Source organism: Pelagibius sp. (assembly GCF_965227505.1).
Classification (GTDB): domain Bacteria; phylum Pseudomonadota; class Alphaproteobacteria; order Kiloniellales; family Kiloniellaceae; genus Pelagibius.
The window spans coordinates 3,517,653-3,540,687 of the sequence record NZ_OZ245757.1 but is presented as its reverse complement, the minus strand read 5'-3'; the positions used below and the strand labels follow the sequence as shown (position 1 = coordinate 3,540,687).

Here is a 23,035-nt window from a genome sequence, read left to right as displayed (position 1 = left end):
TTCGGTCGGGCGGCGCTGCCGAGCCGGGATGGGCCAGGGCGGACCAGCCGGGGCGAACGAGCCGGGGTGAACGAGCCGGGGTGAACCAGCAGGAGCGGATCAGCCGGAGCCGAGCGGCCTGAAACGACTGCGGTCCATGAGGACGGAGCACGACAACGTCACACGGCGCGACGGGTCCAGGGTGTCACGTAAGGACACGTGGTTCACCGCGCGGGCGTCGGTGAAAAACGACTCTACTTCCCACTGGCGGGCGGTGGCCCGCATCTCCTGAAATCGCTCGCCGACGCGCACGGCGGCGCCGGCCAATGGTCGAGGCATGTCCCTATCCCCTTTCTGTGCCGGGCCCTCTCAACGCACCGGCTCAGGGCTTCACGCAGCGTGGCCCTTGCTCGCCTCTGCGGACGATTGATGGGATTTATTATCCTGGCCGCCGGGTGCCGTTCAACTCCTCCCGGCCTCCAAAAGCGTGTGAAAAAAGGGGCCTCAGCGGCGCTCAACCGCTGGCTCTGCCTCGATCTTGGAAATTCCCCGCCGTGACGCGTCAGCGGTCAAAAAAAGACACCTCATGGGAACACTGCTGTCCGATTTCGGAACAGCAATGTGCCATCAAAGGGCGCCCGGCCGGATCAGTGTCCGACCAGCGTCTTGCACAGCATCACGTGATCCGGCGCGTGCCCGGCCGCCAACAAGGGCGCGTGCAGAGACCGTTCCGGATGGCCTTCCCCACCGGCGCCGAAGTGCGTTTTCAGGGCCATGCAACGCTTCTCGCGCGCCAGCCGCTCGGTTGCCTGAACCAAGGCGGCGACCGCCGTGCTGCGCGTGCAGTGCAGGGGTGCAGCGGCGATCACCTCGCGGGCGATCAGCGCCCGGCCATGATCGAGATCCGGGTCGATGGTATAGGCAAGCAAGGCGTAGATCGTGCCCTGGTCATCCTCCGCCGTCAGGATACCGCGTTCGAGCGGCAGGGCCGGAGCGAGATGCAATGCAGCGAACTGCGTCCAGGCCTCCAGAGAGAGCTGTGGATGACTTAGCTGAGCCAGCGGATAGGCTTGGCTGATCTTGCCGTTTGTAAGTGGCAGAACTCTCATCGTTCGACTGCCTGTCACGAAGTACAAAAACGGCCGTCAGCTTCCAGGACTAAGGCGGCAACGTCGTTGAGGTACATCAAGGGACCGAACAATTGGCCGGCACGGGCGGCCCCTACGGCAATCAGCTCATTCAGCGTGATCGCGCGCCGTCAGACCGACTCCCTCGACAACCCGGTCGCTCGGGTAGAGGACCACGCGGACACCCTCCTCCAAGCCGTCGAGAATCTGCGCCTCGAGGTCCGTGCGCCGGCCGGCTGTAACCGCCTGGCGCCGCGCCCGGCCGTCGTCCTCGACGAATACGGCCCAGTCGTCGCCGTTGCGGAACAGCGCGGTAAGCGGAACTTTCAGCACCGACTCACTTTCCCAAAGCACGATGCGAACCTCCACGCGGTAGCCGTGACCTAGGCGGGCCCAGGCCTCGGGCGGGTCGGTGATATCGATGATCACGTTTACCCGCTGCTCTTCGATGCCCAGCGCCGAGACTTTTGTAAAGCCGGTCGGCTCGATGCGTCGGACACGGCCCTGCAGGTCCTCAGGGCCGCCCCAGTCCTCGATGATCACGCGTTGGCCGGCTTCGACTTTCACAGCATCCTCGGACAGCAGATCGACGACGATCTCCAGATCCCGTGGATTGCCGATGTCGATCAGCGCCTGGCCGGAGGTCACCACGCCTTCGCTTTCCTGATGGATGCGCAGGATCTGCCCGCTGACCGGCGATGTCATCACCACACAATCGCAGGCATCGTAGCTGCGCTGCGCGGTGGCGGGGGAGACCAGTTCCGCGCGGGCGCGTTCCAGTTCCCAGTCGCGCATGCGCAGCGCCGCCTCGGCGGTCGACAAGGCGGCTCTCTTGGTGCGGAAAACCCGCTCCGCATCGTCGAGGGCGCGTTCGGAAATGGTGGCGGAAACGATCAGCCGGCGCGCGCGTTCGAGCTCGGCCTGGGCGAAGTCGAGTTCGGCAGCCGCCATCTCCACCTCCGCGACCGCCAGGCTGCGGGCCGCCTGGGCCGCTTCGACCTCGGCTTCGGCCTGGGTGGCGCTGCGCACGTCGAGAAACGTCGGATCGATCGGCTCGATCTGCGCGACCTCGGTCAGCCTCGCCTCCAGCAGATCGCCGACGTCGTGTTCTATACGACGCATGTAGCCGGTCACCGGCGCGGAAAGCACGAAGACGTCGCGCACACGGGTCTCGCCCTCATCGCCGACGGTCACCACCAGCGGTCCTTTGCCGGCGAGGACGAAATCCACGGAAACCGGGCGCGGCCAGAAGGCATAGGCAAGCCCGGCGCCAAGCAGCACGACGAGGGACCCCCAAAGCACCGCGCGGCGTCCTTGTACCGTCATGCCAGTCTGCTCCTCTGCGTCATTTTTATCACTCTCGTGTGCATCACTCTCGGGTTTTCAACACGGCGATCAGATCGAGCCCGTCGAGCCGTTCGCGCACCAGAAGACCGGAGACCGCGGCGGCCAGCACCACGGCTACCACCGCCAGACCGAAGGTCGAGGGATCGATGATCAGTGGAACGCGGTAGAGCTCTGTTTCGAAAGCGCTGGTGATCAGCCAGGTCAGGCCGAAGCCGGCCAGGCAGCCGAGCGGCAGACCCAGAAACACGATCAGCCCGACCTCGCCCAGAAGGATGTAAGAAATCTCCCACCGGGTGAAGCCCAGAACACGCAGCGTCGCCAGTTCGCGGCCGCGCTCCGACAAAGCGATACGCGCGGTGTTATAGACGACACCGAAAGCCAGGGTGCAGGAGAAGGCGCTGAAGAAGGACACGAAGATCATCAAAGTGCGCGCCAGGGTGTCGTGAAAGGTATCGACCGCCGCGCGCCGCATCATCACCGCCGAGACCTCGGGCAGGTCCTTCAACTCGGCAAAGAGCGCCGACTGCTCGGCCTCGTCGATCAACAGACCCAGGAACTGCGTGCGCCGCGGCTCCAGAAGGCTGCGGTTGAGCGCCTCTTTGTCGATGTAGGCCGGCATACCGAGATAGGTTTCGAAGACAGCCGCGACCGGAAACCGCAGTGTTGGACGGCGCCCCTCCAGAACCTCGACCCAAAGGTGGTCGCCGGGCGCGACCGCAAGCTTGTCGGCCAGCATGCTGGACAGGACCAGACCGCTGGATGGCAGATCGACCACCCGGCCGGACGTATCGTAGATCGGCTGAAGCCGGGCATCGGGCAGGATCCCGGTCAGCGAACCGCGATGCATGCGCGTGCCGGAGCGGAACACCGCAGTTACGATACGCTGCGGTTCGACAGCGAGGACCCCGGGAAGGGCGGCCAACTCCCGCGCCACCGACTCATGCTCCGCCTCGACCAGACCGATCGTGGCGTCCTGGTGCTGCGCCTCGAAGAAATTGACGTGAGCCATGTGATCGATGGAGTCGTACCACTGCAGCGTCGAGATCATTACGGCAACGGCCATGGCGATGCCGGAAGCCGTCAGGAAAGCGCGCAGCGGCCAGCGCAGAATCTGCCGGAAGATCATGCGCGTCGGCTGATCCAGAACCGACGCGATCCGGCTCTTTGCCATCGCGCCTCTATGAAAGCTGGGCGGCGCGGGCGGGCGCATGGCTTCCGCCGGCGCCAGGGTGACGGCGCCGCGCACGCCACCCACCGCCCCCAGCAACGCGGCCGCCATGCTGACGCCTGCAGCGACCGCAAAAGAGCCGGGGCCGGGACGAAACAGCAGAAAGGGAAAACGGAACTGCTCGGCGTAGACCTGGGTGTTCATCTGACCCAGGCCGTAGCCCAGAGCCCAGCCCAGCAGAACGCCGAGACCGGCCATCACCATGACCAGCTTCGCGTAATGCCAGGCAACGGCGAGGTTGCTGTAGCCGAAAGCCTTCAGAAGACCGATTTCGGTGCGCTCGATGGCGATCAGGCGGGCCAGCACCATGTTGGTCAGAAAGGCCGCTACGCCCAGGAAGATGGTCGGCAGGATGGCCGACATGCTGCGCAGCTGTTCCAACTCGCTCATGATGAACCAGTTGGAGATCTGGTCCTTACGGGCATAGGCGCCGACCCCGCCGTAATCTTCCAGCAGGTTGTCGAGACGCTCGATCACCCCCGTCGGTTCGGTGCCGCGCAGCAGCGAGAGCACGACGTCGTTGAAGGAGTCCTCCAGGTCATAGGCCGCCGCCAGGGCTTCGCGCCCCATCCAGAAGACGCCGAAACGCTCTGAATCCGGCATCAGGGCGCCTGGGCCGATGGCGTAGACGAACTCCGGCGACAGGGCGGTGCCGACCACGGTGAGGGTGCGCTTGTTGCCTCGCAGCACCGCCTGAAAGCTATCCCCTGGCATCAGGCCATGCGCCTCCGCAAAGGGCTCATTGACGATGACCTCGTCGACCCGCTCCGGCGCGATCCAGCGTCCGCTGCGCAGGGCCAGCCTGTTCAGAAGTGGCTGACCGCTCTCCGGAACAGAGACGAATTGGCCGATGATCGGCTCTTCGAAACCCTCGACATCGACTACGGCGAACTCCGCTATGCGGGTTTCGACCGCCTGGACCCCGGGCAGATTGGCGATCTTCGCCTCCAGCGAACGGGGCGCCCGTTTCACTTCGGCGAAAACCTGGGCGAAACGGTAGCGCTCGTAGTAGGCCTCGGCGGTCTCGCGCAGCGCCTCGTGAGAACTCAGCGACATGATGAGCACCCCGACCCCGGAGGCGACGATGAGAGCGATGGCGAACATCTGCCCGCGCAGCCGCCAGAGATCCCGCCGCAGTTTGCGATTGAGCGCCGTCAACGCCGCGGCCTACCAGGTCATCTCGGCAGCCCGGCGCTTCGTTGGGTTCTCGCGGGTCTCCGAGATATGGCCGTCGGCGAAAGAGATCACACGGTCGGCCATCTCGGCAATGATGGCATTGTGCGTGATCAGGGCCGTGGTCGTTCCCAGTTCCTCGTTCACCCGCTGGATCGCCTCGAGCACTATGGTGCCGCTCTTGCTGTCCAGCGCCCCGGTCGGCTCGTCGCACAACAGGATGCGCGGCTGCTTGGCGATTGCGCGCGCAATGGCGACACGCTGCTGCTCGCCGCCCGAGAGCTGCGCCGGGAAATGATCGAGGCGCTCGCCGAGGCCGACAAGGCCAAGCGCCTCCTCGGGCGTGATCGGCTGCGGAGCGATCTCCGTCACCAGGGCGACGTTCTCGCGTGCCGTCAGGCTGGGAATGAGGTTGTAGAACTGGAAGACGAAGCCGACGTAGTCGCGGCGGTAGCGGGTCAGCGTCGATTCGTCGAAGGCGGTGAGTTCCTCGCCATCGAAGAACACCTGGCCTGCCGTCGGCCGGTCGAGCCCGCCGAGGATGTTCAACAGGGTCGACTTGCCGCTGCCCGAAGGCCCCAGCAGCACCACCAGTTCCGACTGATAAAGCGTCAGGTCCACGCCCCGCAGTGCGTGCACCTCCACCTCGCCGGTGCGATAGACTTTGGTCAGTCCCTTGGCGGTGATCGACGGACGCCGCAAACCATCGTCAGCCGCAAGGCTTGGATCGGCCTGCATGCCGTTCCTCCGGTCCCCATTGTTTGCCCAACTCCACGAGTCTTGAGGAGAGACTATGGGCGCTGCCGCGTCTCAGCCTTGACCCAGATCATCACGGCGTCGGAAGCTGATGCCATGCCAAGACCGTAGCGTTGGCGGCGCACATCATAACCAGCGAGAGTCATGACTGCACATCGCCCTCCGCGGACACGAGTCCTAATTACTGGGGCGCCCAGGAAACAAATCGTCGCGGCGTTTTTCGGCCTGATCTTCCTCACCACACTGCTGGGCGGCTGCGTCTCACGGCAAAGCTGGGAGGCGACGCGCCTGCTGCAGGACATCGATGCGGGAAGCCGCCCTTCGGCGCTGAAGGAGAAGACACCGCGGCCGAGCCGGACAACCCTGCGCTACGAGGTCGACGGAACCGCGGCGCGTGCCGACCTCTACGAACCGAATCAGCCGATCGGCGGCGCGCTGGTTCTGGTGCCCGGCTTCACCCGCGACGGCAAGGACGATGCGCGGGTCGTCAATCTGGCAACCAGCCTGGCGCGGGCGCGCTTTCTGGTTCTGGTGCCCGACGTCCCCGGCTCGCGCCAGCTGCGGGTGCGCCTCGAGGACAGCAGGGATATCGGGGCGGCGATGGTTCATCTGGCCGATCTGCGCCCAGCAGCCGCCGAGCAGGGTGTCGCCGTCGTCGCCATCTCCTATGCCGTCGGGCTGGCGGCCATCGCCAGCCGGGACGTGCGCGCCCAGGCCCCTCTGCATTTTCTCGTCGGCATCGGCGGCTATTACGATACGGCCGCCGTCGTGACCTACGCCACCACCGGGCGCTACCGCCTGGCAAAGACAGGGCCGTGGCGGGTCGGCAAACCGCTGGAGGCCGCCAAATGGGTCTTCCTGGCCAGCAACGCGGTCGTGCTCGACAGCCCGACCGACCGCGCGATCCTGGAGCGCATCAGCGAGCGCTGCTTCGAAGGCTGCGATGAAGGGACAGAAGTCCTCTTGCGCAACGCGCGCGCCGAAGGCCTGGGGCCGGAGGGGCTGGCGCTGTTGCGGCTGATCACCAATCGCGACCCCGACAGGGTCGCCGAGCTGCTGGCCGCACTGCCCCCAAGCGTGAAAGCCCAGCTCGAAGGGTTGTCGCTGCGCGGCGACGATCTCGACGTGCTCGAGGGCCGGCTGGTTCTGGTTCATGGCCGCCTGGACCCGATGATTCCCTACAGCGAGAGCCTGGCACTGGCCACCACGGTGCCGGACAGCGAGGTTTTTGTCATCGACGGGTTCTCCCACATAACCCCACGCGATGTAGGGTGGAGCGGAAAACTGCAGTTGATCGACGCGATTCAGGCGGTCCTGAGCCGCCGCAGTGCACCCCCCGAGGCCACAGCGGCGAAGGCGGACAAAGGGGCGGACACGCAGGCGGAACGCTGAGGCCGGCGTCACAAACCGCAGGCCGCCGCCATGGGCCGGCCGCGGATTATTTGTCATCGCCCGGACCCTTGCGCCAGATCAAGGCAGACCCAACGTAAACGCGCGATAGGTTGATCAATTCGTCACCCGAACAACGCCATGCGCAACGATCGCCTAAAGAACAAAAGCAGAGGTTCATCGCGGCTTGGCTGGCGTCCCCGTTCCGGCGGCAGGTCCGTGCCTTTTGGCAGCGGCCCGGCGCTGACGGAGGCGTCCAGAACAGGGAAAGCAACCCCCCATGGAACGTCTGGTCATTGTCTCAAATCGTGTCCCTACACTGCGTTCACAGGATCCCGCCGGCGGACTGTCGGTGGCCCTGAAAGCCGCCCTGGAGGAAAGCGGCGGACTCTGGTTCGGCTGGAGCGGCAAGGTTACGGAAGCCCCCGGGTCCGACTGGCGGGTCAACCAGCACGAGGGCTTCTCGCTCGCAACGCTTGATCTCTGCCGCGCCGAACTGCGCGGCTACTACGAGGAATTCTCGAACCGCACCCTGTGGCCGGTTTTCCACGGCCGCCTCGATCTCTGCCGGCCGGAGCGCCAGGCCTTCGACACCTACCGCAGCGTCAACCGCCGCTTCGCCGAGGTTCTGGTTCCGCTCCTGAAAGACGGAGACACAATCTGGGTGCAGGACTACCACCTGATCCCCATGGGCAAGCACCTGCGGCATATGGGCGTCGAGGGGCCGCTGGGCTTCTTCCTGCACATCCCCTTTCCGCCGCCGCAAACCTTCGCCGCCCTGCCCTGCTACCGGGAACTGCTGGCGGACCTCTGCTTCTACGACCTGGTCGGCTTCCAGACCGCCGCCTGCGCCGAGAACTTCCGGCAGGCCGTGGCGGCGTTCCTGGACGCGGAACCGGGGGTGGACGGCAGTCTCAGGATGGGGGACCACATCACCCAGGTCGGCGATTTCCCCGTCAGCCTCGACACGGCGGCCTTTGCGGAAATGGCGCAGTCCGCGGAAGTCGAGGACACGGCCGACCAGCTGCGCGACTTCATGGGCGACCGCCAGTGGATCTGCGGCGTCGAACGGCTGGACTATACAAAGGGCCTGGCCGAGCGGCTGCGCGCCTTCTCCACCGCCCTCGACCGCACGCCGGCGCTGCGCGGACATGTCTCCCTGATCCAGGTCGCCGCGCCGTCGCGGGAATCGGTCGCCGAGTACCGCGAAATGCGCAGCCAGCTGGAAGCACTGTCCGGCAGCATCAACGGCCGCTTCGGAAGCTTCGACTGGACGCCCATTCACTATCTCAACAGAACCTTCAGCCAGAAGCAGCTGGCCGCGCTCTACCGGGTCAGCCGTGTCGGTCTGGTCACCCCGTTGCGCGACGGCATGAATCTGGTCGCCAAGGAATACATCGCGGCGCAGGACCCCGAGGATCCGGGCGTACTCATCCTCTCGCGCTTTGCCGGTTCCGCCCAGGAGCTGACCGAGGCGCTTCTGGTCAACCCTTTCGATATCTCCTCGACTGCCGAGGCGATACAGGACGCCCTTGAGATGCCGCTGGCCGAACGGCGGCGCCGCTGGCGTCAGATGAAGCATCATCTCGACACACACGACGTTCATGCCTGGCGCAACGCCTTCCTCAATGCGCTGGCAACGGCGTCCGCAGAAAGCAGCGCAGTGGGAGAAACCCAAGCCGCCTGACCCGACCGAACCTCCAAGACCGCCTGTAGGCTGCCTCTGGCCTGTTTGCGCCTGAACCGGAAGCGAGTGCATCGATGACCATGAACGGCATGGAAAACCGTACTGTGGAAGAGGATGACCATCAGGCGGTCGGTGCGCCCGAGCGCCCGGCCGTCAACCTCGACGACCTCGATGCGATGCTCCTGGACCTGGACGGCGTGATCACCGAGACGGCGGAGGTGCACGCGGACTCCTGGAAGGCGATGTTCGACGAGTTTCTGCGGGAGCGGGCGGCGCGTCTGAGCGGACAGTTCGTCCCTTTTGATCTGGACCGCGATTACAAGCAGTTCGTCGACGGCAAGCCGCGTTACGAGGGCGTCGCCAGCTTTCTCGAATCGCGGGGGATTTCCCTGCCAAGGGGCAACGACCGGGACCCGCCGGACAAGGAGACGGTCTGCGGGCTGGGCAACCGCAAGAACCAACTCTTCCTCAAAGCGATCCGCCAGAACGGGGTGACCACCTATCCGAGCTCCATCGACTTCATCCATAAGATGCGCGAGCGCGGCCTGAAGGTGGCCGTCGTCACCTCCAGCCGCAACGGCCGCGAGGTTCTGGAGGCCGCCGGCGTCACCCACCTGTTCGACGCCAAGGTCGACGGGATCGTCGCCCGCGAGTGCTGGCTGGACGGCAAGCCGTCGCCCGATACCTACCTGGAGGCGGCCCGGCGCGTCGGCGCCCGACCGGAGAGAGCCGCGGTGGTCGAGGATGCGGTCTCCGGCATCGAGGCCGGGCGGGCCGGCCGCTTCGGCCTCGTCGTCGGGATCAGCCGCGACGGCGACCCGCGGCTGCTGCAGCGCGCGGGGGCCGATGTCGTGGTCTCCGACCTCGGCGATCTCGACCTCGGTGAGGCAGAGGCGGTCGATGGGCAGGCAGTCGACAGAGAATCAGCCGGTCGAGAAGCGGTTGACGGGGCGACGGGAAAAGCCGACGGTCACGCGCCGGAGGATCAAATGCCACCCCCACCATCCGCCCTCGATAAGCTGAACGAAATCAAGTCCCGGATCGGCGATCGCAGGCTTGCCGTCTTTCTGGACTACGACGGCACGCTGACGCCGATTGTCGCCCGCCCCGACCTCGCCGTGCTGTCCGACTCGATGCGCCGCACACTGCGCGATCTGGCCCGGGTCTGCACCGTCGTCGTGGTCTCCGGGCGCGAGCGGGGCAACGTCGCAAAGCTGGTCGGCCTGGAGGAGATCGTCTACGCCGGATCCCACGGCTTCGACATCGTCGGCCCCGAGGGTACCGAGATCCAGCACGAGGAAGGCGAAGCCTTCGTCCCGGAGGTCAGGCGTGCGGCGGCTGAGATCGAGCGCAAGCTTGACGGCGTGGAGGGCGTTCTGGTCGAAGACAAGACCTTCGCCCTCGCCGTTCACTTTCGTCTGGTGAAGCCGCAGGAGGTGCGGCTGGTCGAAGAGACCGTCGACGCGGTCATGACCCAGCATCCGCTGCTGCGCAAAACCGGCGGCAAAAAGGTCTTCGAGCTGCGGCCCAACATCGACTGGGACAAGGGCAAGGCAGTGCTCTGGCTGCTCGATGCGCTGGACCTCAACGGGGTTGATGTGCTGCCGATCTACCTCGGCGACGACGAGACGGACTTCGATGCCTTCCGGGCCCTGCAGGGGAAGGGCCTGTCTTTCCTGGTCGCCGAGCAACCGCTCGACGGCGCCGCCGACTATCTTCTGCGCAACCCGCAGGAGGCCGAAACACTTCTGGCCGAGTTGTCGGCCTTGCTTGGGGGGAGCTAGCGCAATGAACGACTGGTGCCTGGTTTACGACGGCTTCGATGCGCGGCAGCAGGGGCTGCGCGAGACGCTTTGCACGCTGGGCAACGGCTACTTCGCCACCCGCGGGGCCGCGCCCGAGGCCTTTGCCGACGGCACCCACTATCCGGGAACCTATCTGGCCGGCGGCTACAACAGGCTGACAACGGAGATCTCCGGCCACGAGATCGAGAACGAGGACCTCGTCAACATCCCCAACTGGCTGCCGCTGGCGTTCCGCATCGGCGAGGGCCCCTGGCTGCGCCCGGGGGATGTGGAGTACCTGGACTATCGTCAGGAGCTGCTGCTGAAGGAAGGCGTTCTTCGCCGCAGTCTGCGCCTCAAGGACGCCGAGGGGCAGATCACGTGCCTGGAAGAACGGCGCTTCGTCTCCATGAGCAATCCGCACCTGGCCGGCATCGAACTGCGTCTCACGCCGGAGAACTGGTCGGGCAAGTTCACCCTGCGCTCCGCCCTTGACGGCAGCGTCACCAACGCCGGCGTCCCACGCTACAAGCAGCTGAACAGCCGCCACCTGGAAACCGTGGAAACCACGGAGATCGGCGACGATACCATCCTGCTGCGCAGCCGCATGGTGCAGAGCCGGCGGGAGATCGTCGAGGTTGCCCGCACGCGGGTGTTCAACGGCCTGGGCCTGCTGCCGGCCAAGAAAACGCTGGAGCGCCTACCCGACTTCATCGGCCAGGACATCACCCTGGATGCCGAGGAAGGGCGGGAGCTGCGGATCGAAAAGATCGTCTCGCTCTACACCTGCCACGACGCGGCAATCTCGGAGCCCGGCATCGCCGCGCTTCAGGAGAGCCGCCACGCCGGATCTTTCGAGGAGCTTCTGCAGTCCCACCGCGGCGCCTGGAAGCACCTCTGGGACGAATGCGGCATCGAGATCGAAACCACCGCCAACTCCCAGGTGGAGATGAAGCTGCGCCTGCACATCTTCCACCTGCTGCAGACGGTCTCCACCCATTCGGTCGATCTCGACGTCGGGGTGCCGCCCCGGGGCTGGCACGGGGAGGCCTACCGCGGCAAGATCATGTGGGACGAGCTCTTCATCTTCCCCTATCTCAATCTGCGCAAGCCGGTGCTGACCCGGGCGCTGCTGCGCTACCGCTTCCGCCGCCTGGGCGAGGCGCGCCGCGCCGCCCACGAGGCGGGGTTCCGCGGTGCGATGTTTCCCTGGCAGAGCGGCAGTGACGGGCGCGAGGAATGCCAGCGCTTTCACCTCAACCCCATGTCCGGGCAGTGGATTCCCGACAACTCCCACCGCCAGCGCCACATCAACGCGGCCATCACCTTCAATGTCTGGCAGTACTACCAGGTCACCGAGGACCGGGAGTTCCTCTACGACTTCGGCGCCGAGCTGATGCTGGAGATCGCCCGCTTCTGGGCCAGCATCGCCAGCTATGACGCCGCCAGCGGGCGCTATGCGATCCGCGGGGTGATGGGGCCCGACGAGTTCCACACCGCCTATCCGGGCAAGGACCCGAGCGAAGCCGGCGGCCTGGACAACAACGCCTACACCAACGTCATGGTCTCCTGGTCATTGACCCGGACCCTCGACGCGCTGGACCTGCTGCCCGACACGCGCCGCAAGGAACTCTGCGACAAGCTTGGCCTGACTCCCGAGGAACTGCGCCACTGGGATGACCTCAGCCGCAACCTTCTCGTTCCCTTCGACGGCGACGGCGTGATCTGCCAGTTCGAAGGCTACGACGGGCTGAAGGAGTTCGATTGGGAGGTCTACCGCAAGAAGTACGGGCAGATCGAGCGGCTCGACCGGATTCTCGACCAGGAAGGGGCCGACCCGAACGACTACAAGGTCTCCAAGCAGGCCGATGTGCTGATGCTCTTCTTCCTGTTTTCGGCCGACGAACTGGCGGAAATCTTCGCGCGCCTGGGCTACGACTTCACGCCCGACATGATCATCAACACGATCCACTACCACATGCAGCGCACCTCGCACGGCTCGACCCTGAGCTGGGTCACCCATGCCTGGGTGCTGGCACGGGCCGACCGCAGGCGGTCCTGGGAGCTGTTCAATCAGGCCCTCAACAGCGACATCGCCGATCTGCAGGGCGGAACCACCGCGGAGGGCATCCACCTCGGCGCCATGGCCGGCACCATCGACCTGATGCAGCGCTGCTATCTGGGTATTGAACCGCGCACCAATGTGCTGACCTTCAACCCGCGGCTTCCGGAGGAACTGACGGGTCTGAAGACCACGGTGCGCTACCGCGGCCAGACCCTGGATCTCGAGGCGACGCAGGAGAAGCTCTCGGTCACCAGCCGGACCGTGACGGCGCACCCGATCACCATTGCCTACCGCGGCCAGACCCGCGACATCAGCCCCGGCCAGCGCTTCGAATTCCGCCTCTTCCCGGAGATCGCGCGCGACCGCAAGGTGAAGCAGGACGATCGGGCGGAACTGCAGCGGCACTGCCGTCCACGGCGGCCGGCGGAACCACCGCAAAAAGCGTCCACGGGCTGAGCCGAGGGTCCGCGAGACGCAAAGCGCATGGTGCCCCGCGGCAAGCTTCATATCGGCACCTGCGGCTGGCACTACAAAGACTGGATCGGCCCGTTCTATCCGGCGGGCAGCAGGGCGTCCGACCTGCTGCGGCTTTATGCCGGGCGCTTCGACGGCGTCGAAATCGACAGCAGCTTCTACCGCCTGCCGCCGGCGGCAAGCCTGCAGCGCTGGCGGACGTCAACGCCTGCGGACTTCGTCTTCACCTGCAAGGCCAGCCGCTTCATCACCCACATGAAGAAGCTCAAGGACCCGGCGCAAAGCCTGCCGCCCTTCCTCGAGCGCATGAGCCTCCTGGGCGATAAGCTGAAGGCGGTCGTCTTCCAGCTGCCACCGCGCTGGCGCTGCAACGTGGCGCGGCTGGAGCGCTTCCTGACGATGCTGCCGGACGGTCCCCGCTGCGCCTTCGAGTTCCGCGACGAGAGCTGGTTTCAGCCCGCCGTCTACGAAGCGCTGAGGGCGCGGGGCGCCGGGTTCTGCATCTATGACCTGGCCGGCCGCCGCGCGCCGCCGGAGGTTACCGGCCCCTTCGTCTACCTGCGCCTTCACGGGCCGCGCGAGGCCTATGCGGGGGCCTACGGCCCGCGACGGTTGAGCCGGCTGGCGGCGCAGATCGACGCTGGCGGCAGAAGGGCCTCGATGTCTTCGTCTTCTTCGACAACGATGCAGAGGGCCATGCGCCGCGAGACGCCCTCTGGCTCAAAGGGCGGCTGAATGAGGGGTAGCGGGCAGCGCCGCAGCCCGGTCCGCTGTCATGAAGGCACCCTTGCGCGCTGGGCGCGATCGACCTCTTCGGTGAGCCTGCGCAGCGCCTGCGAAACCTCGACAGGATAGGGCTCCGCAGGATCCAGGCTGCGGAGGGGGGCCGGCAGACGGGCGCGCCCGGCGGCTGCGTGGGCGCGGAGCTGTTCCAGCGTCGGCAGGGGGCGGACCCGGCGCCCGCCGCGCATCACCGGCTGCAGCAGCGCTTCGCCGGCGGCCTCGTCGTCCGCCAGGGTCAGCAGATCGCCCGCCATCGTGCCATCGGCATCGTAGCGGCGATAGACCTGCTTGCGCCCCGGCCAGGTCGCCTTGCCCTCTGAGCGCTTGCGCTTTGCCTGTCCGGCGTAGACCTGCAGCTTGTAAGCGCAGTCCAGCGCCGGAGCGTCCTCGGAAGTCGAGAGACTGGTGCCGACCCCGCAGGCGTCGATGGGGGCGCCGGCAGCCACCAGGCGGCTCAGGGCCTTCTCGTCCAGGCCCCCGCTGGCGAAAATCTGCACCGCCTGAAGACCGCCGGCATCGAGGATCGCCCGCACCTGGCGGGCATGCGCGGCGAGATCGCCGCTGTCAATGCGCACGCCCCTCAAATCGTGGCCCTCCGCAGCCAGCCGGGGCGCCAGATCCACCACCTTGCGCGCCGCCTCTTCGGTGTCGTAGGTGTCGATCAGCAGAACCACAGCCTCGTGGCGCGAGCGCGCGAAATGCTCGAAGGCCCGGGTCTCGTCGCTATGGGCCTGAATGAAGGAGTGGGCCATTGTACCGGAAGCCGGCACGCCAAAGCGCCGGGCGGCCAGGACGGTGGCAGAACCGGCAAAGCCGGCCAGATAGCTGGCGCGGGCGGCCAGCAACCCCGCCTCGGCCCCGTGCGCGCGCCGCAGGCCGAAGTCCGCCAGCTTCATCGGGCCGGCCGCCAGCACCATGCGACTCGCCTTGGAGGCGACCACCGTCTGGAAGTGCAGAAGATTGATGATCCGCGTCTCGAACAGCTGGGCTTCGGGCAGCGGCGCGCTCACCCTGAGGATCGGTTCATCGGGGAAAAAGACCGTCCCTTCCGGCATTGCGTCGACCGCGCCGGTAAAGCGCAGCGCGGAGAGACTGTCGAGGAAGCTGCGGGTGAATCCCGGCTGGTCCGCCAGCCAGGCGATTTCGTCCTCGGCGAAGGCCGCGTTCTCCAGGAACTCGACGACCTGCTCCAGGCCGGCCGCCACCAGAAAGTTGCGGCCCGGCGGCAGCTTGCGCACGAAGAACTCAAAGACCGCCGTCTCCGCCATGCCCGCCTGTTGATAGGCCTGGAGCATGTTCAGTTCATAGAGGTCGGTCAGAAGAAGGCTGGTGCGGGACATTGGCTGGGCTTTCGCAGGGCGCTTCGCTGTTCGCCGCGCCGGTCGTAAAGGTGACAAACCCTCGGCCCGGCGACCTTGCGTCAGATCAAGATGCGTATGCCCCGGACCCGACAAAGTTGACACTGTCAACTTTGGTTTCTACTATGTTGACACTGTCAACTTCGGAGAGGCGCCATGAAGGGCCTTTTCACCAGATCCTCTCTTCGTTTTGCGGCCTGCGCCGGTATGACCAGGAGGGTTGGCCAGAGACCCGAAGACATCGCCCGACCCATCCTCGATGCCTTGGGCCGTCAGGCGACCGACCGGCCGGGCTGGTTGGCGAAGTGTCTGGGGTCATCGTTCCCGGGCCGGCCGCGGCCCTGGCGGGGACCCGTTCCCGGGCGAGTCACGGAGGGTATGACGAAGCCCGGATCGGACCGGGCGGTAGGGCGCGGCCAAGGAGCACGGGATGCCTAAGCGACGCTTGGCCATTGCGGCACTGTCACTCCTGGCGCTTGGCGGCTGTGCAATCGCCACCCCCTTCAAGGGGCCGGGGTTCGACCCCAAAGAGGGGGTCACGCTTGAAGGGCCCGACCAGGTGGTGGTCGCCATAACCAAGGCGGTCCTGCAGGGTGACAGCAGCGAGCGATCGGGCTTCTGGACCAATGTCCGGCGCGTCGAGGCATCGCTCGAGTCCCGGCAGGGCTTGATCGGCTACTCCTTGCGCAGACAACTCTTCGGTGCCACAGCCTGGACCATGACGGTATGGGTCGACGAAGCGAGTCTGGACGCCTTCGTCGGCAGCAGAGTTCACCAGACCGCCATCGAACAAAGCCTGCCGGCCCTGAGTCAAACCGGTTTCGCCCGCGTCGAGGTGGGGCGCGATGACATCCCCCTGCCCTGGGATCGTGCTGTCGAGATCCTCGAAGAAGATGGGCGCCACTACGACTGACCGGAAATCGGCGGCGCTCTCGACGGCTTCAGGCGGCTCGACTACTCTGCCGCCGATGACCAAGAAGCGCGAACGCCCCACCGATCTGCGCGAGGCCTGCATTCGCGAAGCCCTGGCGATCATCGATGCCGAGGGTGTGGAGGAATTGAGCCTTCGCGAGGTCGCACGCCGCCTTGGCGTTTCGCACCAGGCGCCCTACAAACACTTCCCAAGCCGGGACCACATCCTGGCCGAAATCGTCGCCCGGGCCTTCGCCTCCTTCGCCCGCTACCTGAACGAGCAGCCGCACAGCGAGAATCCGCATGCTGACCTTCTGGCGATGTCCAGCGCCTACCTGCGCTACGCCAAGGAGCACCCGCTGCAATACCGGCTGATGTTCGGAACGCCGCTACCCGATACCGAAGTGCATCCGCATATGATGGCGCAGGCACGGCATGCCTTCTCGCTGCTTTGCGAGGCGCTCCGCCGCCGCAGCGTCCCTGGCAAAGGCACAGGCGACAGCGCAGCCTCCGACGCCGCCGTCCTGCTCGACGCTCTCTTCATCTGGTCCGCCCTCCACGGCCTCTCCGGCATTTCAAGCGGCTGCACCCTGCAGGAACTCGGCATGCCGCTTGGAGTGATTGATAAGGCGGCGCCGCATATGCTCGAACGCATCGGATCGGCGCTGGGGGACCCCGGAACGCCGCCGAAACGCGCCTGAACACCGCCCGGCCATTCGCCGGTACGTCTTAGCGCCCGCACCCCCGGCGCAGACTCGATTCCCCGACATGATGCAAGTCAACGCTGCCCGGTCCGAACAGGGCTATTGATCGGTCCAGGTGGGGCCCAGTCAGACACACCATTGCCTTGGGAGGCCCCGATGTTCACGCGCATTCTCGTTCCGATCGATGGCTCCGAGCACGCAACACGTGCTGTCGACATCGCCGGCAGCCTGACCGGCCAGGACGGCGTGCAATTGACGTTGCTGCATGTGCTGACCCACGCGGGCGGGTACAGCGTGCCCAAGGAACTGCAGGCCTACGCCAAGGTCGAGCACATCAGGGTCACGGAAAAGGACCTGATCGAATCGGTCGGACGGGAGATTCTCGGCAACGCCGCCCAGCGCCTGCGCGATCAGGGCGTCGCCGGGGTTGAAGAACGCCTCGAAAGCGGCGACCCAGCCAGCGTGATCGCCGCTGTCGCCGAGGGGTCGGGCGCCGACCTCATCGTCATGGGCCGCCGCGGCCTGGGGGACCTTGGCGGCCTGCTGCTGGGCAGCGTCTCCCACAAGGTCGCCCAGGCGGTGGACTGCAGTTGCCTGACGGTCAGGTGACGGCGCTGCGCGCAGGCGCCCCCGGCAGCGTGAAACGCTCTGATACAGGTCATGGCGGCCAGGGGCGAAACAGGCGAGAAGGCAATACCGTGCTCTTCGACCACAACCGGGAGACAGGCCGATGCCCAGTTTCCGCAGCAAAGCGCTCGTGATCGCGGCGGCCTTGTCCTTGGCAGGGCCGGCACCGGCCGCGGCGGCCAGCGGCGACGCCGATGCGGCCAAGGGCCTGATCGTGCAACACTGCAGCGACTGCCATGCCGTACCGGGCCACGCCAATGAAGGCACGCCCGCCCTGGATGCCCCCTCGTTCCAGGCTATCGCCGACGATCCGGAGACTTACTCGGAAGCGCGGCTGCGCGGTTTCCTGCGCCAGCCCCATTGGCCCATGGGCCAGTTTCAGCTCTCACCAAGCGACATCGACAACATCGTGGCCTATCTGAAGGCCCTTTAAAGCAACGCACGGAGGCGCCCGGCCACCTTGCGGTAACCGCGCAGGCGTCAGCGCAGGTCCTCGAGGTCCATCTTCAGGGCGAAGAGATCCAGCATGTCCTTCAGCGTGACGATGCCCACGAGACGCGCACCATCGACCACCATCAAACGGCTGAGGGCGCTGCGCTGCATCAGGGCCATGGCCTTCACCGCATCCGCATCTGCAGGGATGGTGTTCTGCGGCGACGGGGCGACAAGCACCTCGCCGACACGCAGCAGGCGCCGGTCCTCCGGCGGTACGCCACGCAACTGACGTGCGGTCATGCCGCCGATGAGGCGCCCGTCTTCGGTGACCGGATAGAGCCCGTGGTGAGAGCGGTAAAGGTAGTCCTCGACGAAGGCCTCGAGCGTAAGGTCGGGAGAGACTGTGACCGGGTCGCGGGTCATGAAACGGCGAACGGTCTCGCCTTCGAAGGCCTGGCGGGTCAGCAGCTGAGAGAACGATGCCCGGGCCGCGCCGTGCAGGAAGAGGCCGATGAGGAACCACCACATGCCGCCGATGACGTTGCCGGCGATGATGTTGAAGCCGCCAAGGACCATCAGCCCGATCCCGAGCCCCTGGCCCCAGCGGGCGGCGATGCGAGTGGCCTCGCGCAGACTGCCTTTGTAGTGCCAGAGCGCGGCGCGCAGCATGCGGCCGCCATCCAACGGAAAGCCCGGCAGGAGGTTGAACACCGCGATCAGGGCATTGATGAAGCCGAGATACTCGAGAACGCCGACGAAGGCCTGAGGAAAACCGGCGATCCGGCCGCCGGCCGCAAGCAGGAACAGGCCCAGGGCGAGAACGCCGCTGGCAATCGGCCCGGCCACGGCCATCAGGAACTCGGCCTTGGGGCTGGCGGGTTCCTCCTCCATCTCCGCGACGCCGCCGAAGATGAACATGGTGATCCCGCGGATCGGCAGGCCGAAGCGCCGCGCGACCAGCGAGTGGGAGAGTTCGTGGATAATCAGCGAGGCGGCGAGCCCGAGCATGCAGAAGAGGGCCATCCACCAGTGGGCCGCAGTGCTCAGCTCCGCGTACCAGGCGGGGAACACGCCCGTCGCCAGGGACCAGGTGACCAGCAGGGCCAGGAACAGCCAGCTGGCGTCGACCTGGACCTTGAAGCCGAGGATCGTGAAGAGAACGATGCGCCTACCGAACATCGCCGTCCTCCCTTGGCGCGAGCGCGGCGACCGCCTGTTCCAGGGCATGGGTGATCCGCCAGGCCGCGGTGTCGCCGCTGCCCGCCGCCAGCGTCTCGGCTGTGAGCGGCGCGCCGAAGGTGACCGAAATCGGATGCCGGCGCGGAACCCGCGCCCAGCGCGGCATGGCCTGGTAGCTGCCGGAGATATAGGCGGGAACCGCCGTGGCGCCGGTGCTTTCGATCAGGCTGCCGATTCCGGGAAAGAAGCGCTGCAGCCGACCGTCGGGCGATCGCCAGGCTTCCGGGAACCAGATGAGCGTGCCTCCCTGCGCCAGCGTCTCTGCGGCCAGCGCCAGTGTCGTTCCGGGCGAGCGCTCGTCGACCGGGAATATGCTGACGGAGCGGCAGAACAGGCGGCGCAGCGGCCCGGAGAAGAGGCGTGCCACATCGCCGCCCCAATGGCTGCGCCAGCGGTGACGCAGTGGCAGCGCCGCCGAAACCGCCAGCGGGTCGAGATCGCTGACGTGGTTGGCGACGATGATGAGCGGCCCCGAGGACGGCAGCCGGTCGCCTCCGACCGCGCGCAGAGCAAAGAAGGCCCTCATCACCAGCGCGTTCAGAGCAAAAAGAACGGCCCTCACCAGCCGGTGGCCCAGGTTGCCTTCCCTGGTCCAGCGCCGCTGTTCCACCGTCAGGCGCACGGCCGGCGCCTCGCCTTCGTCGACCGCAGCGGTAGGGCGTTGCGCGGCCGCCTCGACCAGCGCGATGAGATCGCGGACGGTAAACGCTTCCGCCGTTTCCGTTTCGCTCAGCCGCACGCCGAGGCGGCGCTCCAATTCCAGGCCGAGGGTGATCCACTCCAGCGAGTCGATGCCGAGGTCGAGGGAGAGGCTGGCGTCCAAAGAGAGCCGCTGCCGGGAATAGCGGGCGTTCAGCAGGCGCCAGACAGCGCCGGCGAGAGGCCGCGCCAGGAGCGCATCATCTTCGGGCGAGGGCTCCGACGCCCGGGCCGCGGCCGCCCCCGCCCGCGCGCGCTCGTAGAGTTCCGGCAGCAGAAAGCGGCGGAACTTGCCGAGCCGGGTGCGCGGCAGAGGTTCGCGGATCAGGGCATAGCCGGCCAGGCGCTCATGGCTCGGCAGGTGGGCCGCAGCGCTCTGCAGCGCGACCCGCAGCGCATCCTCGATGCGTGGCGTGCCGCTGGCCAGGACCGCCTCGTGGTTCGGCAGCACCAGGCCATGCAGGGCGCCTTCCACCTCGAGGACGGCGATCTCGCGGACGAAGGGACTGGCTCCGTAGACGCCTTCCACGTCCTCCGGCTGGACGTTCTTGCCGCCGCCGAGGACGATCAGTTCCTTGGCCCGGCCTTTGAAGACGAGAAAACCCTCCGCATCCAGCCTCCCCAGATCGCCGGTGCGAAACCAGCCATCCTCGGTGAAGGCCTCGCGGTTGGCCTCCGCATTGTTGCGGTAACCGCTGAAGACATTGGGCCCCCGCAACTGGATCTCGCCGACCCCCTGCGCACCGGATTCAGCGATCCGCAGTTCCCCGCCCTGAAAGGGCCGGCCCTCGCTGCCGATGCGTTCGCGGCCGGGCAGGTTTCCGGTGAAGGTCGAAGCGGTCTCGGCAAGCCCGTAACCGTTGCGCACCTTCCAGCCGAGCCCTTCGAGCTGCCAGACGAGATCCTCCCCGAGCGCCGCTCCGCCCGACACCAGAAACCGCAACTTGGGGCCGATCCGCGCCAGGAGCGGACGGAACAGGACCGGACCGATGCGCCAGCCGCGGCGACGCAGAAGGCCGACCGAGAGGCCGAGCAGCGCCCGGAACAGCAGAACGGCAAGCCGTCCGCGCCCGGCAATCTGGGCCGCGATGCCCGCCGTCAGGGCCGCATAGAGCCGGGGTACGCCAATGATGCCGGTAACCTCGGCCTCACGCAGCGCCCGGGCGATCTCCGGCCCGGCGACGCCCGCCGGAAAGACCACGGCGGCGCCGCTGGCCAGGGGCACCAGCAGGCCGACAACGATCGGATAGACATGGTGCAGCGGCAGCGGCAGGAGCAGGCGGTCGCCGGGCCCGGCCAGGTGTTCCCGGTACAGCGCCTGAACGTTGGCGCCGATGTTCGCATGGCTGAGGGTGAAGCTCTTCGGCGCGCCGGTGGTGCCGGATGTATAGACCAGGACAGCCGGGACCGCGGGATCCAAGGGCGGCAGCTCTTCGGCGGTATCGCCGAGCAGACTGCGCCAGGAGGGCGCCGCGTGCGTATCGTCGGCGGCATCAAGCGTGAAGACCGTCAGTCTGCGGTCCTGGGCCGCCGCCCGCAGCGTCTCCATCGACGCACCGGCAACGAAGGCGCGGCCGCATCTGCTGTCATCGAGGATGCGTTGGATCTGTTTCGGCGTCGCCAGATGATCGCAGGGGACGGCCAGCGCACCGAGCGTGCCGAGCGCAAGAAAGACGACGACCCAGTCGGCAGAGTTCTCGCCCATCAGCAGAACCGGCTCGCCGCGCTCAACGCCGGCGCGGCGCAGGCCCGCGGCCAGACGGCCGACCAGATCGGCCAGCGCGGCGAAGCTCAGGACCGACTGGCTTTCGCCGGCGAGCGCGATGAGAGCAGGCTGCTCGCCCCACTGCGCCGAAGCGTGCAGCAAGCTCCGAAGCGTCCAGGGACCCGGGGAGCCCGCCGCAGCGTCCATTGCCGCAGCCGATCCGGACCCGGACAGGCCAGCCGGCTTCGATCCCGGAGGTACCGCTTCAGGCACGCCGAGACCTCCTCTTGCACTGCCTACGCCGCCGAGCCGACTGCTGCATGGCTTATAATGGCGCGATCCCACGCAGGCCGGCGTTGACGTGCATCAACGGACCGTAACGGCAGGCCCCGACGCGCGCTGCGCAACCGCGCTGCAACAGATGTGTGCTAGGCGCGGCGCAGGGCCGCGCCGCGCGGCGCCTCGGTCTCGAAGGCCGCCGGTTCGATGCGCCCCACCTGTTCCGCGCGGCTGTTGGTGATGGCGGGCCGGGCGAAGGCTGCGAGTGCCGCGACCTCCGCATCGCCGATCAGGCGAAGCCGATGCAGGATGGCGATCAGCGCCGGCACGCGGGCGCGCGCGTTGCCGTCGGCGACCTTGAGGGCAATGGCCAAACCGTCCTGCGGCAGGAACGCAAGGAGGAAGGCCTCGGCCCCGCCCTTGAAAACCACGCGCCGGCCGGTCGCCTCGGCCACCGCCACCATGGCGTGCTCGGAGCCGGAGGTGTACTCCGGATGCCGACCCATGGCGTCGATCAGACGTGCCATGGCGGCTGCCCGTTTCGCAGGCGCCTGTCCGGCGGCGAACCTCGCCCCCAGGCGGGCAGCGTCGCCGAGACGGAGGGCAGGTGAAGGCAGGGTGCAGCCGTCACTTCCCACCGGCATGCCGACGGGCGCCCCAAGATCGGCGAGAAGCTCGAAGAAATACTGCTGGGCCGGGTGATCGACGGCTGCATAGTCCTCGATGCCGTAGCCGCAGTGGCGGCAGACCGTCAGAAAGCCGGTGTGCTTGCCCGAACAGTTGTGATGCAGAGACGTGGCCTCTTCGCCGGCGCGCAGCATGCGCCGCTGGGTTTCCGGATGCTTGGGATATTCCGGACCGCAGGCCAGGTCGGGAACCGCGCAGCCGATGGTTTCCAGCCAGTCGGCCGCAAGATCGGTGTGATGCGCCTCGCCGCGATGGGACGCGCAGGCCAGGGCGAGATGCCTTGAAGACAGGGCAAAGGCGTCGGCCGCCCCCGTCTCCACCAGGGCCAGGGCCTGAAAGGGCTTCATGGAAGACCGCGGATAGGTCACGAGGTCCGGGTCACCCCATCCGGCAATCACCTCGCCCGCCGCATTGGCCACCACGGCGACACCCAGATGCCGGCTTTCGATAACCTCGCCGCGCCAGACCTGCGCCAGTTCCTCTAGAGTTTTCAAGAACACCTGCCTTTCCACTGCAGCGCCACGGTAGTCAGATGCCCTGGCGAGGGCGAGGAGAGATATCGCCTCGGGTTATGCGCAAAAGGCATAGCCGCCCTCTT

At 66.8% G+C, this 23,035-nt stretch carries 18 protein-coding genes; 9 read left to right on the top strand and 9 right to left on the bottom strand.

Annotated features, from left to right (window positions below; all coding sequences use genetic code 11):
- Positions 1-99 precede the first annotated feature (99 nt).
- The 5 genes from ACO06P_RS16685 to ACO06P_RS16665 all read right to left on the bottom strand — a co-directional run bounded on the left by ACO06P_RS16685 (position 100) and on the right by ACO06P_RS16665 (position 5,592).
- Positions 100-318 (bottom strand): hypothetical protein, encoded by a 219-nt coding sequence (locus tag ACO06P_RS16685; RefSeq protein ID WP_420346358.1) that lies wholly within the window; start codon positions 316-318, stop codon positions 100-102.
- Positions 319-626: 308 nt separating this feature from the next.
- Positions 627-1,088, bottom strand: coding sequence for a hypothetical protein (locus ACO06P_RS16680; protein WP_420346357.1), 462 nt, complete (start codon positions 1,086-1,088; stop codon positions 627-629).
- A 126-nt stretch (positions 1,089-1,214) separates the two neighbouring features.
- A complete protein-coding gene (locus ACO06P_RS16675) occupies positions 1,215-2,432 on the bottom strand; it encodes an efflux RND transporter periplasmic adaptor subunit (protein WP_420346356.1) in 1,218 nt (405 codons plus the stop codon).
- A gap of 43 nt (positions 2,433-2,475) precedes the next feature.
- Positions 2,476-4,839, bottom strand: a complete 2,364-nt coding sequence (locus ACO06P_RS16670) for an ABC transporter permease (protein ID WP_420346355.1) — start codon at positions 4,837-4,839, stop codon at positions 2,476-2,478.
- 9 nt (positions 4,840-4,848) lie between these two features.
- Entirely contained in the window at positions 4,849-5,592 is a 744-nt protein-coding gene (locus ACO06P_RS16665) for an ABC transporter ATP-binding protein (RefSeq protein ID WP_420346354.1), read from the bottom strand.
- 162 nt (positions 5,593-5,754) lie between these two features.
- On the opposite strand from ACO06P_RS16665, the gene ACO06P_RS16660 reads away from it, so the two are divergent.
- The 5 genes from ACO06P_RS16660 to ACO06P_RS16640 all read left to right on the top strand — a co-directional run bounded on the left by ACO06P_RS16660 (position 5,755) and on the right by ACO06P_RS16640 (position 13,744).
- Entirely contained in the window at positions 5,755-7,002 is a 1,248-nt protein-coding gene (locus ACO06P_RS16660) for an alpha/beta fold hydrolase (protein ID WP_420346353.1), read from the top strand.
- A gap of 277 nt (positions 7,003-7,279) precedes the next feature.
- Complete coding sequence (locus tag ACO06P_RS16655) at positions 7,280-8,686, top strand: alpha,alpha-trehalose-phosphate synthase (UDP-forming) (protein WP_420346352.1); 1,407 nt, start codon at positions 7,280-7,282, stop codon at positions 8,684-8,686.
- 74 nt (positions 8,687-8,760) lie between these two features.
- A complete protein-coding gene (otsB, locus tag ACO06P_RS16650; RefSeq protein ID WP_420346351.1) occupies positions 8,761-10,470 on the top strand; it encodes a trehalose-phosphatase in 1,710 nt (569 codons plus the stop codon).
- A gap of 4 nt (positions 10,471-10,474) precedes the next feature.
- The gene (locus ACO06P_RS16645; RefSeq protein ID WP_420346350.1) at positions 10,475-12,991 is read left to right on the top strand and encodes a glycoside hydrolase family 65 protein; all 2,517 of its coding nucleotides are present in this window, start codon (positions 10,475-10,477) and stop codon (positions 12,989-12,991) included.
- Positions 12,992-13,018: 27 nt separating this feature from the next.
- Entirely contained in the window at positions 13,019-13,744 is a 726-nt protein-coding gene (locus ACO06P_RS16640; protein ID WP_420346349.1) for a DUF72 domain-containing protein, read from the top strand.
- Between the two features lie 38 nt (positions 13,745-13,782).
- On the opposite strand, the gene ACO06P_RS16635 is transcribed toward ACO06P_RS16640, so the two are convergent.
- Positions 13,783-15,132: a nicotinate phosphoribosyltransferase gene (locus tag ACO06P_RS16635; protein ID WP_420346348.1), complete on the bottom strand. Its 1,350-nt coding sequence runs from the start codon at positions 15,130-15,132 to the stop codon at positions 13,783-13,785.
- A 448-nt stretch (positions 15,133-15,580) separates the two neighbouring features.
- Between ACO06P_RS16635 and ACO06P_RS16630 the strand changes: the two genes are divergently transcribed.
- The 4 genes from ACO06P_RS16630 to ACO06P_RS16615 all read left to right on the top strand — a co-directional run bounded on the left by ACO06P_RS16630 (position 15,581) and on the right by ACO06P_RS16615 (position 17,826).
- On the top strand, positions 15,581-16,063 hold the full coding sequence (locus ACO06P_RS16630; protein WP_420346347.1) for an antibiotic biosynthesis monooxygenase: 483 nt from the start codon (positions 15,581-15,583) through the stop codon (positions 16,061-16,063).
- Positions 16,044-16,763, top strand: coding sequence for a TetR/AcrR family transcriptional regulator (locus tag ACO06P_RS16625; protein WP_420346346.1), 720 nt, complete (start codon positions 16,044-16,046; stop codon positions 16,761-16,763). Before ACO06P_RS16630 ends, ACO06P_RS16625 begins: the two co-directional genes overlap by 20 nt.
- Before the next feature lie 159 nt (positions 16,764-16,922).
- Positions 16,923-17,375: a universal stress protein gene (locus tag ACO06P_RS16620; protein ID WP_420346345.1), complete on the top strand. Its 453-nt coding sequence runs from the start codon at positions 16,923-16,925 to the stop codon at positions 17,373-17,375.
- 121 nt (positions 17,376-17,496) lie between these two features.
- A complete protein-coding gene (locus ACO06P_RS16615) occupies positions 17,497-17,826 on the top strand; it encodes a c-type cytochrome (protein WP_420346344.1) in 330 nt (109 codons plus the stop codon).
- 47 nt (positions 17,827-17,873) lie between these two features.
- On the opposite strand, the gene ACO06P_RS16610 is transcribed toward ACO06P_RS16615, so the two are convergent.
- The 3 genes from ACO06P_RS16610 to ACO06P_RS16600 form a co-directional block, all read right to left on the bottom strand.
- Entirely contained in the window at positions 17,874-19,007 is a 1,134-nt protein-coding gene (locus ACO06P_RS16610) for a site-2 protease family protein (RefSeq protein WP_420346343.1), read from the bottom strand.
- Positions 18,997-21,633 carry an AMP-binding protein gene (locus ACO06P_RS16605; protein ID WP_420346342.1) on the bottom strand — a complete coding sequence of 879 codons (2,637 nt, stop codon included), beginning with the start codon at positions 21,631-21,633 and terminating at the stop codon, positions 18,997-18,999. The genes ACO06P_RS16610 and ACO06P_RS16605 overlap by 11 nt, the downstream gene beginning before the upstream one ends.
- 266 nt (positions 21,634-21,899) lie before the next feature.
- Positions 21,900-22,931, bottom strand: coding sequence for an asparaginase (locus ACO06P_RS16600; protein WP_421938133.1), 1,032 nt, complete (start codon positions 22,929-22,931; stop codon positions 21,900-21,902).
- Positions 22,932-23,035: the final 104 nt, after the last annotated feature.

What these genes read in the sequence shown, in the direction of transcription:
- ACO06P_RS16615 (WP_420346344.1), top strand. Translation starts at nt 17,497, where the DNA reads ATGCCCAGTTTCCGCAGCAAAGCGCTCGTGATCGCGGCGGCCTTGTCC.
- ACO06P_RS16625 (WP_420346346.1), top strand. Translation starts at nt 16,044, where the DNA reads ATGGGCGCCACTACGACTGACCGGAAATCGGCGGCGCTCTCGACGGCT.
- ACO06P_RS16655 (WP_420346352.1), top strand. Translation starts at nt 7,280, where the DNA reads ATGGAACGTCTGGTCATTGTCTCAAATCGTGTCCCTACACTGCGTTCA.
- ACO06P_RS16660 (WP_420346353.1), top strand. Translation starts at nt 5,755, where the DNA reads ATGACTGCACATCGCCCTCCGCGGACACGAGTCCTAATTACTGGGGCG.
- ACO06P_RS16630 (WP_420346347.1), top strand. Translation starts at nt 15,581, where the DNA reads ATGCCTAAGCGACGCTTGGCCATTGCGGCACTGTCACTCCTGGCGCTT.
- ACO06P_RS16665 (WP_420346354.1), bottom strand. Translation starts at nt 5,592, where the DNA reads ATGCAGGCCGATCCAAGCCTTGCGGCTGACGATGGTTTGCGGCGTCCG.
- ACO06P_RS16680 (WP_420346357.1), bottom strand. Translation starts at nt 1,088, where the DNA reads ATGAGAGTTCTGCCACTTACAAACGGCAAGATCAGCCAAGCCTATCCG.
- ACO06P_RS16610 (WP_420346343.1), bottom strand. Translation starts at nt 19,007, where the DNA reads ATGTTCGGTAGGCGCATCGTTCTCTTCACGATCCTCGGCTTCAAGGTC.
- ACO06P_RS16645 (WP_420346350.1), top strand. Translation starts at nt 10,475, where the DNA reads ATGAACGACTGGTGCCTGGTTTACGACGGCTTCGATGCGCGGCAGCAG.
- ACO06P_RS16675 (WP_420346356.1), bottom strand. Translation starts at nt 2,432, where the DNA reads ATGACGGTACAAGGACGCCGCGCGGTGCTTTGGGGGTCCCTCGTCGTG.
- ACO06P_RS16620 (WP_420346345.1), top strand. Translation starts at nt 16,923, where the DNA reads ATGTTCACGCGCATTCTCGTTCCGATCGATGGCTCCGAGCACGCAACA.
- otsB (WP_420346351.1), top strand. Translation starts at nt 8,761, where the DNA reads ATGACCATGAACGGCATGGAAAACCGTACTGTGGAAGAGGATGACCAT.
- ACO06P_RS16635 (WP_420346348.1), bottom strand. Translation starts at nt 15,132, where the DNA reads ATGTCCCGCACCAGCCTTCTTCTGACCGACCTCTATGAACTGAACATG.
- ACO06P_RS16640 (WP_420346349.1), top strand. Translation starts at nt 13,019, where the DNA reads ATGGTGCCCCGCGGCAAGCTTCATATCGGCACCTGCGGCTGGCACTAC.
- ACO06P_RS16685 (WP_420346358.1), bottom strand. Translation starts at nt 318, where the DNA reads ATGCCTCGACCATTGGCCGGCGCCGCCGTGCGCGTCGGCGAGCGATTT.